The sequence below is a fragment of the Streptomyces sp. NPDC047981 genome, assembly GCF_040653315.1.
Classification (GTDB): Bacteria; Actinomycetota; Actinomycetes; order Streptomycetales; family Streptomycetaceae; genus Streptomyces.
Window position 1 is genome coordinate 92,979 of the sequence record NZ_JBEZNQ010000010.1, and the last position, 13,020, is coordinate 105,998.

General features: G+C 70.7%; 10 protein-coding genes and 1 pseudogene. 5 read left to right on the forward strand and 6 right to left on the reverse strand.

Annotated features, from left to right (window positions below):
* Positions 1–43: 43 nt before the first annotated feature.
* Positions 44–3,340 (forward strand): carbohydrate binding domain-containing protein, encoded by a 3,297-nt coding sequence (locus AB0E14_RS08955; RefSeq protein WP_362414037.1) that lies wholly within the window; start codon positions 44–46, stop codon positions 3,338–3,340.
* Positions 3,341–3,409: 69 nt separating this feature from the next.
* Here the strand turns inward: AB0E14_RS08955 and AB0E14_RS08960 are convergent, their stop codons facing one another.
* The 5 genes from AB0E14_RS08960 to AB0E14_RS08980 all read right to left on the reverse strand — a co-directional run bounded on the left by AB0E14_RS08960 (position 3,410) and on the right by AB0E14_RS08980 (position 8,790).
* The gene (locus AB0E14_RS08960) at positions 3,410–4,789 is read right to left on the reverse strand and encodes a DUF5685 family protein (RefSeq protein ID WP_362414039.1); all 1,380 of its coding nucleotides are present in this window, start codon (positions 4,787–4,789) and stop codon (positions 3,410–3,412) included.
* Positions 4,790–4,857: 68 nt separating this feature from the next.
* Positions 4,858–6,561, reverse strand: a complete 1,704-nt coding sequence (locus tag AB0E14_RS08965) for a methyltransferase (RefSeq protein WP_362414041.1) — start codon at positions 6,559–6,561, stop codon at positions 4,858–4,860.
* 168 nt (positions 6,562–6,729) lie between these two features.
* On the reverse strand, positions 6,730–7,938 hold the full coding sequence (locus tag AB0E14_RS08970; protein WP_362414043.1) for a 4-hydroxybenzoate 3-monooxygenase: 1,209 nt from the start codon (positions 7,936–7,938) through the stop codon (positions 6,730–6,732).
* A 133-nt stretch (positions 7,939–8,071) separates the two neighbouring features.
* Complete coding sequence (locus AB0E14_RS08975) at positions 8,072–8,299, reverse strand: helix-turn-helix transcriptional regulator (protein ID WP_362414045.1); 228 nt, start codon at positions 8,297–8,299, stop codon at positions 8,072–8,074.
* Positions 8,299–8,790 carry a DUF2975 domain-containing protein gene (locus AB0E14_RS08980; protein WP_362414047.1) on the reverse strand — a complete coding sequence of 164 codons (492 nt, stop codon included), beginning with the start codon at positions 8,788–8,790 and terminating at the stop codon, positions 8,299–8,301. Before AB0E14_RS08980 ends, AB0E14_RS08975 begins: the two co-directional genes overlap by 1 nt.
* A gap of 67 nt (positions 8,791–8,857) precedes the next feature.
* Here AB0E14_RS08980 and AB0E14_RS08985 point away from each other — a divergent pair.
* Positions 8,858–9,012 (forward strand): annotated as a pseudogene (locus AB0E14_RS08985) (FKBP-type peptidyl-prolyl cis-trans isomerase); the annotation flags it as partial.
* 15 nt (positions 9,013–9,027) lie between these two features.
* On the opposite strand, the gene AB0E14_RS08990 reads toward AB0E14_RS08985, so the two are convergent.
* Positions 9,028–10,530 (reverse strand): MDR family MFS transporter, encoded by a 1,503-nt coding sequence (locus tag AB0E14_RS08990; RefSeq protein WP_362414049.1) that lies wholly within the window; start codon positions 10,528–10,530, stop codon positions 9,028–9,030.
* A 270-nt stretch (positions 10,531–10,800) separates the two neighbouring features.
* Here AB0E14_RS08990 and AB0E14_RS08995 point away from each other — a divergent pair, with 270 nt between their 5' ends.
* From AB0E14_RS08995 to AB0E14_RS09005, 3 genes are all read left to right on the forward strand, one after another.
* Positions 10,801–12,309 carry a DUF4246 domain-containing protein gene (locus tag AB0E14_RS08995; protein WP_362414051.1) on the forward strand — a complete coding sequence of 503 codons (1,509 nt, stop codon included), beginning with the start codon at positions 10,801–10,803 and terminating at the stop codon, positions 12,307–12,309.
* Positions 12,310–12,542: 233 nt separating this feature from the next.
* Complete coding sequence (locus tag AB0E14_RS09000) at positions 12,543–12,794, forward strand: DUF6400 family protein (protein ID WP_362414053.1); 252 nt, start codon at positions 12,543–12,545, stop codon at positions 12,792–12,794.
* A complete protein-coding gene (locus AB0E14_RS09005) occupies positions 12,778–13,011 on the forward strand; it encodes a hypothetical protein (RefSeq protein WP_362414055.1) in 234 nt (77 codons plus the stop codon). The genes AB0E14_RS09000 and AB0E14_RS09005 overlap by 17 nt, the downstream gene beginning before the upstream one ends.
* Positions 13,012–13,020: the final 9 nt, after the last annotated feature.

A 13,020-nucleotide genomic window follows, 5' to 3' on the forward strand; every position in this document is an offset into this window, starting at 1 on the left:
CGACGCGCGTTTCACACTCCCCCTCACCTCAGGAGCCGCCGTCATGAGCACCCTGCTCCATCGACCCCCACCCCGCGGACACCGGAGAACGCGCCCCCTGGCCGTGCTCGGTCTCCTCGCCGCGCTGCTCGGCCTGTCGGCCGCTCTGCTGCCGGCCGTGACCGCGCACGCGGCGACGACCGCCACCGTGTACTACAAGCCGGCCGCGAGCTGGACCACCGTCAACATCCACTACGCCCCGACCGGCGGCGGCTGGACCACCGCCCCCGGTCTGCCCATGACGGCGGCCTGCGCGGGCTGGTACAAGAAGACGATCGACCTGGGCACGGCCACCGGCCTCGCCGTCGCCTTCAACAACGGCTCGGGCACCTGGGACAACAACGGCGGCGCCGACTACCGGCTCGGCAGCGGGACCTCGGCCGTCGGCAACGGCGCGGTGACCACCACAGACCCGTGCGCCGCCGCCGCGCCGACCTCCGCGACCGTCTACTACTACACGGCGACGCGGAACTGGTCGGCGTACTACCTGCACTGGGCACCCGCGGGCGGTAGCTGGACGACCGTCCCGGGCACGCGGATGGCCGCCGCCTGCACCGACTGGGTCAAGCTGACCGTCGACCTGGGCACGGCCACCGGCTGGCAGGCCGCCTTCACCAACGGCTCCGGCACCTGGGACAGCAACAACGGCGCCAACCACCAGCTCGGCACCGGCTCGATCACCGTCAAGGACGGTGTGATCGCCCACAGCGACCCGTGCGGCTCGACGCAGCCACCGCAGGGGAACGCGGCGACCGTCTGGTACTCCACCGCCACCGTCGGGTGGACGACCGTCAACCTGCACTGGGCGCCCAGCGGAGGCACCTGGACCAGCGCCCCGGGCACCGGCATGGAACCGGCCTGCGCCGGGTGGGTGAAGAAGACGGTCGACATCGGCACCGCCACGACCTGGCAGGCCACCTTCAACAACGGCAACGGCGTCTGGGACAACAACAACGGCGCCAACTACCCGCTCGGCACAGGAAACTCCACCGTCAAGGACAGGGTGGTGGCGGCGAGCGCCACCGATCCGTGCGCGGCCGTGGAGCCGGACATCACGGCGCCCACCGTGCCCACGGGCCTGGCCGCGAGCGTCACCGACACCTCCGTGGTGCTCAGCTGGAACGCGTCCACCGACGACGGGGGCGTCACCGGCTACCAGGTCACCCGCACCGGTGGCGGTCAGGGCACATCGGTGGTGAACACCGCCTCCACCGTGCTGTCCGTGAGCGGCCTGGCGGCGCACACCTCGTACTGCTGGACCGTGAAGGCCCTGGACGCGGCCGGCAACCTCTCCGCCGCGAGCGCGCAGACGTGCGCCACCACCGGCGACGCCCCGCCGCCCGCCGCCCCCGGCACCCCGCTCGGTGGCGATCCGCGCAAGGACCCGATCTACTTCGTCCTCACCGCCCGCTTCAACGACGGCGACAGCTCCAACAACCGCGGCGGCAGCCAGCACACGAAGTCCGGCAACGCGGCGAACGACGACCCCATGTTCCGCGGCGACTTCAAGGGGCTCGTGCAGAAGCTCGACTACATCAAGGGCCTCGGCTTCTCCGCCGTGTGGATCACCCCGGTCGTCCTCAACCGCTCGGACTACGACTACCACGGCTACCACGGCTACGACTTCTACAAGGTCGATCCGCGACTGGAGTCCGCCGGCGCGAGCTATCAGGACCTCATCAACGCCGCCCACGCCAAGGGCATGAAGATCTACCAGGACGTGGTCTACAACCACTCGTCCCGCTGGGGCGCCAAGGGCCTGTTCACGCCGAAGGTGTACGGCGTCCGGGACGCCCAGTGGAGCTGGTACTACGACCAGCCGAACAGCGGCTTCGAGTACGACGGGCTGACCGTCGAGCCCGTCTCGGGCAAGTCCTACTACAACGGCGACCTGTGGTCGACGGCCGAGCCCAGCGGCAACACGTGTCTGAACTGGGGTGTGCCGACCGGCGCCAAGAGCCCCGAGGGCTACACGATCTACAACTGCCAGTGGCCCAGCCCCACGTCGAAGATGTTCCCGTCGGCGTACTACCACCAGTGCTGGCTCGGCAACTGGGAGGGCGAGGACTCGCGTTCCTGCTGGCTGCACGACGACCTGGCGGACTTCGACACCGAGAGCACGCCGGTGCAGAACCATCTGATCGGCGCCTACAACAAGTACATCGACATGGGCGTCGACGGCTTCCGCGTCGACACCGCCGTCCACATCCCGCGCACCACCTTCAACCGCCGCTTCCTGCCCGCCATCCAGGACCGGGTCACGAGCAGGTTCGGCGCCCAGAAGGCGAAGGACTTCTTCGTCTTCGGTGAAGTCGGGGCCTTCGTCAACGACAAGTGGAACCGCGGCTCGGTCAACCACTCCGCGCAGTTCTTCACCTGGAAGGAGCGGAAGGAGTACGCCGCGGACGACGCCAGGGCGGCGCTGGAGATGTACGACTACGAGCAGCAGCAGGGCACCGGCAACCAGCCCACCTCGAACAACGCCTTCCTCGCCGGCAACAGCTACCACACCCCGGACCGCAGCCGGTTCAGTGGCATGAACATCATCGACATGCGGATGCACATGAACTTCGGCTACGCGTCGAACGCCTTCGAGAACGGCAAGGACTCCGACGACAGCGTCAACGACGCCACCTACAACGTCGTCTACGTCGACAGCCACGACTACGGACCCAACAAGTCCAAGGAGCGCTACACGGGCGGTACCGACGCCTGGGCCGAGAACATGTCCCTGATGTGGACCTTCCGCGGCATCCCCACCCTCTACTACGGATCGGAGATCGAGTTCCAGGCCGGCAAGGAGATCGACTGCGGGCCGACCTGTCCGCTGGCCTCCACGGGGCGCGCGTACTACGGCGACAGGATCGCGGGGAACGTGACGGCCGGCGACTTCTCGCAGGTCACCAGCGCGACCGGCGCCGTAGCCACGACCCTCCAGCAGCCGCTCGTCAAGCACCTGCAGCGACTCAACCAGATCCGCCGGGCCGTCCCCGCCCTCCAGATGGGCCAGTACTCCACCGAAGGCGTCAACGGCGGCATGGCCTTCAAGCGCCGCTACACCGACACGGCCACGGGTGTCGACAGCTACGCCCTGGTCTCCGTCGGCAACGGCGCGACCTTCAGCGGGATCCTCAACGGCACCTACAAGGAGGCCGTCACCGGCCAGACCGTCACCGTCACCAACGGCACCCTCACCGCCCCCGCCTCCGGCAAGGGCAACCTGCGGGTCTACGTGCTCGACCTCGCCGGGGCCAACGCGGCTCCCGGCAAGATCGGCGTGGACGGTCCGTATCTGAAGTAGCGCCCGGCACTACTCGGTGATGCCGCCCGGAGACCTCCGGGCGGCATGGGAGCCGACAGCAGGCCCGGGTCAGTCGCAGCAGTCGCAGCAGCACTTGCAGGGGTTGCAGCAGCCCCCGCCGCAACCGTCGCCCGAGCCGCCGCCCGACCCGCCGGAGCCGCCAGAGCCGCCGGAGCCGCCGTGCGAGTGGCCGCCTCCGCCCGAACTCCCGCCGGAGCCACCCGAGTTGCCGCCACCCCCGCCGAACCAGCCGTCGCCCCCGGAACCGTCCCGGTTCGAGCCGCCACCAGAGTTGCCGCCGCCGGACTGATCGGGCTCCCACTCACCCGCGTCGTCGTCGTCGCAGCGGCAGCAGTTGTAGCAGAGCCTGCAGTCGCGGCAGATCCGGCGCACTTCGCGACACCGCGGGCACTGCCCCTCCGGCGACCGGCCGGACGCCGACTGCGCACCGCCGGGAGCCGTGCCTCCCAGCGCACCGATCCCGCACGCCGCGCCCGTGCCGGTCTCCGCGGCCGCCTCCGTCTCCGTACGACGGCCGAGCCAGGGCAGCATGCGCAGGCCGCGCGTCTGGGGGCGGTGCCGGTGGTGGCGATGCCGAGGGTCGAAGACCCGGTCCACGGCACGCTCCAGCTCGCCGCCCAGAAGGACTTGTACGAGCCGTCCGTCGACGAACACCGCGTCCGACAGGGCGAGTCGGATGCCGTGCACGGCGTCGTCGCAGAGCCTGCGCACCTCGGCCCGGTCCGCGCCGGTCACGGCGATCGGGTTCCATGCGCCCGACGCCTCGTCCGCGTCCAGGTCCTCCACCGCGTCCAGCAGATGGGCCAGCCGGCCGAAGAGTCGACCGGCCTCCGCCAGCGGCTCGGCGTTGCCCGGACGGTCCGTGAGCACCGCGGTGTACGCGAAGGCGGCGGCGGTCGCCGTCTCCGTGGGCTCGGTGACCGTCAGCAGCGAGCCACCGAGGCCGGTCGACCGCTCGATCTCCGTCTGACGCTCGACCGCCCGGAGCAGCACGGCGGTGTCGAAGCCGAGCCGCTCACCGCCCGCGGCACCCGCGCGGTCCCAGCCGCGGGCGATCCGGCGTGCCGCGAGGGCCACCGGACGGCGCCCCAACAGCCCGTCGCCGTCCGCCACATGGTCACGTATCTTCGCGGCGGCCAGCACCAGCGACACGGTGGCTGCCAGCCGCGCACCCTCGCCCTGTGCCACGTCCGCCGACCGCATCCCGCGCAGCGGGCACGGTCCCGCCCCGCGCCGCCAGTCGCCGGTCCGCTCCGACTGGGCCTCGGTCAGGACCGAGACGATGAGACCGTCGTAGTTGGTGGCCACCCGCGCGAACTGCCCGTACTCCCCGCGCAGCGTCAGGCACAGCCCGCACAGATGGGCCATCCACTCGGTACGCAAGCCCTCGCCCAGACGATGACGGCATGGCCTGATGATTCCGAACACCGAAGCTCTCCCCCGTAGAAACACGCGCCGTCACGGCGCGGTCGTCATCCTACGGGTCGCTCCGTCCGTCAGGACTTGCGGACGTGGAGGGCGTGGGCCCCCAGTGCGAGCGGGGTGTGGCCGACGAGTTCGAGGCCGTGGCCTTCGAGCAGTCGGGCGTAGTGCTCGGCCGTTCGTTCACGGCCTCCGGTGTTGCACATCATGTGGAGGTCCCACGCGGTGGCGAGTGAGGGGACGGCCGCCGCGGCCGGCAGGAGGCGCTCGACGACGAGGAGGTCGGCGTGCGGGGGCATGGCGTCGGCGCAGTGCCGCAGGATGCTCCGGCAGCGGTCGTCGTCCCAGTCGTGCAGGACCCGGGAGAGGAGGTAGACGTCACCGTCGGGCGGAACGTCCGCGAAGTCACCCGCCCGGTATGCGCACCGTTCGCCCGCGTCGGTGGCCGCGAGGTGGGTGCGGGCGGCGGCGACGACCTGGGGGCGTTCGAGGAGGATGCCGTTCAGGGTGGGGTGGGCGGTCAGGATGCGGCCGAGGAGCTCGCCGGTGCCACCGGCGATGTCGACCACGGTGCGGGGGCGGCCCGGGGCGGTGGCTGCGGAGGTCAGGACCGGGTGCGCGAGGAGTGCGTCGAACATGGCGGCGCTCGACACCATCGACTGGTCGAACAGGGTGGCCAGCTCGGGGTCGTCGGCGAAGTGGTCGAAGTGGTTCCGGCCGTAGAGGTGGTCGAAGCCGGGTTCGCCGGTGCGTACGGTGTGGGTCAGCTGGGCGAAGGACTGGTAGAAGGGGCCGCCGTACATCAGCGCCAGGGGCCGCATCGAGCCCGGGACTTCGGTGTGCAGGAGCGCGCCGACCTCGGTGAGCCGGAAGCCGTCGGTGTCTTCGGAGACCACGCCGAGCATCGCCAGGTACCTGAGCAGGGTCGTCAGGCTCTGCGGGTCGGCGCCGACGGCCCGGGCCAGCTCGGAGCAGTCGACCCCGGTGCGGAGGTTCAGTGCCTCCGGCAGCCGCAGCCGCGCGCAGGCCGCCAGGGCCTGGGTGGTCCACGCGCCGGTCAGCAGCCACAGGAGCCGCTCCGCCGGGTGCGGTGCGTCCGCCTGTCGGAGGTGTTCGGTCAGGACGTCCCGGTGGTCTCCGCTCGCGTAGAGCTCCACGCGCCGGTACGGCGTCTTCGTCTCGGCGGGGACGGTGAAGTAGAACACGGTGCCGTCCTCGTGCGGGTTGTAGCCGCCTCCGTCGGCGGTCGCGCCGTGCCGGGCGAAGCCGGCCAACAGGCCTCGCAGCACCAGCGGGTCGGGCCGCGCCACGTCGAAGGCGAGGTGCGCCTCGTGGTCGAGGCGGCGTTCCTCGGCGGCGATCCCGGCCAGCCCGGAGCCCGGTGGCACCGTCAGCGCGAACACCTCGACCGCCCGTCGCTCGCCGCTGGGGCCTCGTACCAGGGGACGGAGAATCCTTACGTCAAGATCCTCTGGAGTGCGGCGGTGCCGTGCGGCGAGACGTTCGCGCACGACGACACTGGGTTGGGCCTGGGCGTCGACGGAGAGCCCGCACGCCGTGAGGTCGGCCCGCAGGGTCTGCTCGTCGGGCGGGAACACGAGCACGGCGGCGTGGGCGAAGCGGCACTGGTCCGTCAGCGCCCGGAGTTCGGGGCCGTCGAGGCCGGGCAGCACACGGGAGAGCAGGACGGACGTGTCCTGCTCCCGGACGAATCCAGCCGTCGTGCGCAGGCGCTCCGCGTCGTCGCCTGTGTTCGTCAGGGGGGTGGGCGCGGGCATGGTGGGCATGGTGAAGCGTTGTTCGGAGCGCATTCCCTGTCCATGGGTGAAGGAGGAAGCCCCGGGACTCCGGGCACCGGAGCGTGGCGTGCGCAGGCACGGTCGGCCCAGCGCCCGGCCCGGAACGGGGACGAGAAGAAGAGAAGTAGGGGGAGGAGAGGGTCGGGGTCAGATGCCGACGTAGTTCTCTGCGAACCAGTCCTGTTGGGCGCGTGAGGTGCGCAGCGAGGCGATCCGGGAGTGGCGCAGACGCTCCTGGAAGAGGGAGTCGCCCTCCGGACCCGGCTCTCCGTGCAGGAGGCGGATCATCCAGTGCGAGAACTCCTGCGCCCGCCAGATGTGGGCGAGGCACCGCTCCGAGTAGGAGGCGAGCGGCTCGGGGTCGTCGTGAAAGAGGGCGGCGGTCAGGGCCTGAGCCAGGGTCTCCGCCTCGAGCACCGCCAGGTTGGCGCCCTTCGCGGCGGACGGGCTGATGAGGGCGGCGGCATCGCCCACGAGGAACAGGGAGCCGTGGCGCAGCGGTTCGAGCACGTCGGACTCGAGGTCGACGACGGCGCGCTGCACGATCGGGCCGCGCAGCAAGGGTCCGTACTCGCTCGCGCGCATGCGCAGATCCAGCTCGTCCCAGACGCGGTCCTCGCTCCAGGTGTCGGCCTGTGTCCCCCGTTCGCACTGCAGGTAGTAGCGGGTGATCTCGGCGGAGCGGGCCATGTGCCCGGCGAACCCGTGCGGGTGGGTGGCGTAGCCCACGGCGTCCAGACTCGGCGGGGCCTCGGCGAGCAGGCCGAGCCAGGACACAGCGTGGTCGCGGTGGTGGCGGACCACGCCGGGCGGGAGCGAACGCCGCCCTGCTCCGTGGCGGCCGTCGCAGGCGGCGACGTAGCGCGCCCGCCACCGTACGGGACGTCCGTCGCCCTCCCGTACGGTCACGGTGGGCGTGGGGCCGTCCGCGTCGGAGACGGCGACGGCCTCGGTGTCGAAGTGGATCCGGCCGCCGGCGTCGACGTACTGCGCGAGCAGGTCGGTGACCAGCTCGTGCTGCGGATACACGGTGTGCGGTTCGCCCCGGCCGAGCAGCCGGTAGTCGAGGCGGAAGCGGCCGTGCTCGGTGCGGAACTCACAGATGCCGTGTTCCTGGCCGCGTCGGCGCAGTCCCTCGTCCAGACCGTTGCGTTCCAGGATCCGCACGGTGTTCGCGGCGAGGAAGCCGGCGCGTGCCCGGTTCTGGATGTGGTCGCGAGCGGCCCGTTCGACCACGACACAGTCGATTCCGCTGCGGAGTAAGAGGTTGCCCAGCACCAGGCCTGCCGGGCCGGCCCCGAGGATGACCACATCGGCCGAGTGCTGGACGACCCGGGCGTACTGACTCTCTGTCACAACGGTGGATCATAGGCACTGAGGGAGACGTGAATGATCAATCGTCACCCGAATGCAGCACATCCCGGGAAAAGGATTCTGCCGTCCCCCACCGCCGCCGGCGCGGGGCGGTCCCCTGCCGGCGCGGGGGCGGTCATTCGTCCGCGGCGCCCTCCGCCTCGACCTCCCAGCGCAGCAGGTCGCCCGGCTGGCACGCCAGCACGTCGCAGAGGGCGGCGAGCGTCGCGAAACGTACCGCCTTGGCGCGGCCGTTCTTGAGCACCGCCAGGTTGGCGGGGGTGATCCCCACGCGGTCCGCGAGTTCGCCCACGGACATCTTCCGCCGGGCCAGCATCACATCGATGTCGACGACGATGGGCATCAGATGACCTCGTCCAACTCGGCCTGCATCCGCGCGGCTTCGACGTCCCGTGCGACCGCCTGGCCGAGCAGTGTCCGCAGCACGAACACGATGAGCGCGACCCCGAGGATGGCCAGGCCGATGCCGCCCATGATGACGGTGACGCCCGGGTCGTCCCGCTGGCCCGGCGCGTTGATCGCGGTGACCACGAACCACAGGAGGGCGGCCGCCACGATCGCGCCGATCACGGCGTCCACGTACCGGAAGGCCGCGTGGGAGAACACGGTCCCGCGTCGCGCCATCGTCACCAGCCGCCACACGCTGACCAGCGTGACCTGGGCCGAGACCATCCCCAGGACCACGATCACGCGCAACGGTGTCAGCGGCAGCGAACCGTCCTCCGGGTCGTTCCCACTGACCAACACCCACAGCATCAAGGCCTGCACGCACACGGTGCCGGCCAGCACCAGCGCGAGCACGGCGCGCAGCGCCCGTACCGCCAGATCTCCCATGACCCACCCTTCCATCGAGCTACGATGGAAATCTATCGAAAATCGATAGCCTCAGCAAGGCGGGGTGATCAAAGGCTGGGACCGGGGAGTGAGGGGATGAAGGCGGGCGGCCGGCGCGAGATCATCGTTCCCCCGCGCCTCGGCTACGGCGATCAGCCCCCCTCGCCGTTGATCCCGGCGGGTTCCACGCTCGTCTTCGTCGTGGACCCGCTCTCCGTGGTCCGAGAGCGACCCGCGTCAGTGAGATGCGGGGGCGGCCTTGCTCGTCGCGGTGGTGCCGTCCTCGTCCTCGGCGTCCGGCGCGACCGGCTGGTCCGGCGTGGGCGGGGTGCGGACCAGGAGCGCGACCAGCACCGTCAGCCCACCGAGGGCGGCACCCACCCCGAATCCCCACTGGATGCCGGTGGCCAGGGCGTCGGTGGCGCCGGCGCCTTCGGCCGCCGCCGCGGCAGCGCGTCCCGACATGACGCTGATGACCAGGGCGGTGCCGGCGGCGGCCGCGACCTGCTGGAGCGAGCCCAGGATGGCGGAGCCGTGGGGGTAGAGGTGCGGCGGCAGCACGGACAGACCGGAGGTGAAGACGGGGGTGAAGACGAAGGCCATTCCCGCGCTCAGGGCCACGTGCAGGACGAGCACCAGCCACGGCGAGGTCTGTTCTCCCGTGAGGGCGAAGAGACCGAGGCACAGCGCGGTGAGGACGGCTCCGGGGACGACGAGACGCGGCGCGCCGAGCCGGTCGTAGAGCTTTCCGACCTGCGGCCCGAGGAGACCCATGGTCAGGCCTCCCGGGATGAGGAGCAGCCCGGTCTGCAGTGAGGTCAGGCCGAGCACCTCCTGCAGATAGATCGGCATCAGGATGAACGCACCCATCAGCGCCATGAAGGACAGACACATCAGGGCGAGCGCCACCGAGAAGTGACGGAACGTCAGGGTGCGCAGGTCGAGCAGCGGAGTGGACGAGCGCTGCAGCGCCAGCTGCCGCCAGGCGAACAGGCCCACCAGCACGGCGCCCGCCGCGGCCGTGGCCTCCGGGGGCACGAAGGACCCGGCTCCCTGCTCGGCACCGAGGCCGCTGAGGCCGTAGACCAGCGCGCCGAAGCCCGCGGCCGCCAGGGGGACGGACAGCCAGTCGATCGGGCCGGCCTGCGGCTCACCGATGTTGACCAGCTTCCGCCGGCCGAAGAAGGCCATGGCGCCGGCGATGGGCAGGACGGCCAGGAACAGCAGACGCCAGGTCCCCAGTTCCAGCAGCACACCGGAGACCGCGGGGCCGAGGGCGGGTGCGACGGAGATGACCAGGGTGAGGTTGCCCATCACACGCCCGCGGTCCTGCGGAGGCACGAGGGTCATCAGGGTCGTCATGAGCAGCGGCATCATGACGGCGGTGCCACTGGCCTGGATGACGCGGGCGGCCAGCAGCACGGGGAAGGCGGGCGCGGCGGCGGCCAGGACCGTGCCGGCGAGGAACAGCGCCATGGCCAGGCCGTAGGCGGTCCGGGTCGTCACCCGCTGCAGGAACCATCCGGTCACCGGGATGACGACGGCCATGGTGAGCATGAACGCCGTGGACAGCCACCCCGCGGCTGCCGCGGTGACCTCGAACTCGCGCATGAGCCGCGGAATCGCGTTGACCATGATCGTCTCGTTGAGGAGGACGACGAACGTGGACAGCACGAGGATCCGCAGCACGGCGGTCACGCGTTCGGGCGCGTGGGCGGGTGTTGCGTGTGGTGCGAGCATGGCGCCTTCCGTCGGGTGAGTGTCCTCCGCGCAGGGCGGGTCACACAGGAAGACCACGGCGCCGGGAAGAACTCATCGGTGGTGTTCGATCCTGCCGGTGCCACCCCCCTGTGCTCAAACCATTTTCCGAGGGCGTCCCCCACGCGGACCCCGGGCGTCGAGGCTCCGCCGGGGAGGCCCCGGAGCCTCGGCGCGGGGACCACGGCTGTGGTGTCAGTCCCCTCACGTATCGTTCCCGGCACCGCACACCGACTGTGAGGAACAACAGAATTGACTGGCCTGTCCGCCTTCCCGCTGCCCTTCCGATCCACCCGTTCGCTCTCGTTCGCCACGCCCCGTACGCTGCGGGAACTCGAGATGACGCGGTGCAGCGCGCACGTGCGGGAGAAGCCGCGCTGGTTCGACAAGATGAACGACGCCGACGTCGCCGCCCGGTGGACGCGGGAGGCGCTCGGTCAGGGCCTCACCGAAGCCCAGGTCCGCTACGTACTGGCCGAACTCCGGCATTACGCGGCCCTGAGGGACGAAACGACCGGCATCGAGGTGTCCGGCGTGGACGGCGTGTGGCAGTCGGACACGTTGGTCGACGACGGGCTCAGGTCCCGGCTGCGCTCGGCGGTCGAGGTCCTGGAACAGGTGCCCGAGGCGGAGCGGGACTGGCATCCCGGATCCGACGGCCAGGTCCTGGACCTGGTTCATCCCTCGCTGTTCTGTCTGACGAGAGAGGCGAGCGGCGGTCCCGAGCAGGCGTGGAACAACCCGACGGACCGCTACGCGAAGTACGAGTTCTCGGAGAAGTTCCAGTGGCTCCCCACGGACGTCGACATCAGTGAGGACGGCGATGTCACCTTCCTCTCGTACGTCAACAACGTCCACCCGGAGACTCACGGCGAACTGGCGGCGGTCCTCCCTGACGTGTTCGCGCGCCTGCGCCCGCTCCTGGAGAACGTGCTCACCGATCTCCGCCACCCCCGGCCCCTGCGGATCGAGGCCGATCCCTACGGGTGGTACGAGGAGAAGCCGGTGTATCCCTCCAGGTCCTCCTACAGCGACGCCGAGGCCCACGCGCAGGCCCGTCGCGCCTACGACCAGGCCTATGACGCCTGGTGGGAGAACCGTCGCCCGGTCGTCCCGGACGCTCCGGACTTCACCCCGCCCCCGTCGCCCGACGCATCCGCACGCGTCGATCTGCGCGGCCGCCGTCTCCAGGTCATCGTCAAGCTCGCCACGATCCATCTGACCCCGGAGAAGCCCGAGTACCAGGGCGGTTCCTGGCACGTCGAGGGGATGCTGAACGAGCGGATCGTCTCGACCGGCATCTACTACTGGGACAGCGAGAACATCACCGAGAGCCGGCTGAGCTTCCGGGCGGCACTGGACGACCCGGACTACGAGCAGAACGACGACGACGGTCTGCGTGAGGTCTACGGCCTGGAGGACGAGGACGCGCTGAACCAGGAGCTGGGATCGACGGCGACGCCGGCGGGCCGCTGTGTGGCGTTCCCGAACGTCCTGCAGCACCGCGTCGGCTCCTTCCGCCTCGCGGACACCACCCGCCCGGGACATCGCAAGATTCTCGCGTTCTTCCTGGTCGACCCGTCGGAGAAGATCGTCTCCACCTCCGACGTACCCCCGCAGCAGCCGTGGTCCGACACCTCGACCATGACGCTCGCGCAGGCGAAGGACTTCCGCGAACAGCTCATGCAGGAACGCAAGTTCTTCGTCGACGAACACAACGAGCAGCTCTACGAACGGGAGTTCTCCCTCTGCGAGCACTGAGCCCGCGCGGCCCCGGGATGCCTCCGCCGATCCGCCGACACGGTCCGTGCTCGGCGGAGGCCTCCGGGCCGCGCTCGGTGCGCACAGTGAGATGCGCCACAGTGCGTGCGCGCACGCCCCGGGAGGTGATGTACGCCCTTTCGTACCCGGTGCCCGTTCTGGTAGACGTGTCGGATCCTGTTCGATTTCGATGTGCACCGAACGCGCGTCGAAAGCACGATCGAGAGCTTCCCATGAACCAGGCCTCCGACCCGGACCACATCACCTTCACCATCGACCTCACCCTCGAGGAGGCCCGTCGGCGGGCCGAGGTCGTGGCGGCCCTGGGCGCCGACTGGGACCCGGTGGCCGTCCTGCGGGAGGAGCAGGCCGCGTACGACCTGCTCTACTCGGGCCTGGACGAGGAGCAGCTGCGGATCCACTCCATGCTGGTGGCGGCGGGTGTGCTGCCGGGACGGGAGCCGGGCGATGCGGCTTCCCATTGATCCCCACGCCGACCGGGCCCGCCGCGCCTGGGTCGCCTGCCCCGGCTGCGACGACGCCCAGGGGTGCGGGCCCTGCGAGGAGCGCCGCAACTGCTCGGAGCACTGGCGCTACCTGATCGCCAACAAGGGGCCCAAGGTCCATCTGCAGTGCCCGAACTGCACCCACACATGGACCCTCGACACCGCCCGCGACCGCCGTCGCGGCGCGCGGGGCTGACCCTCGGCG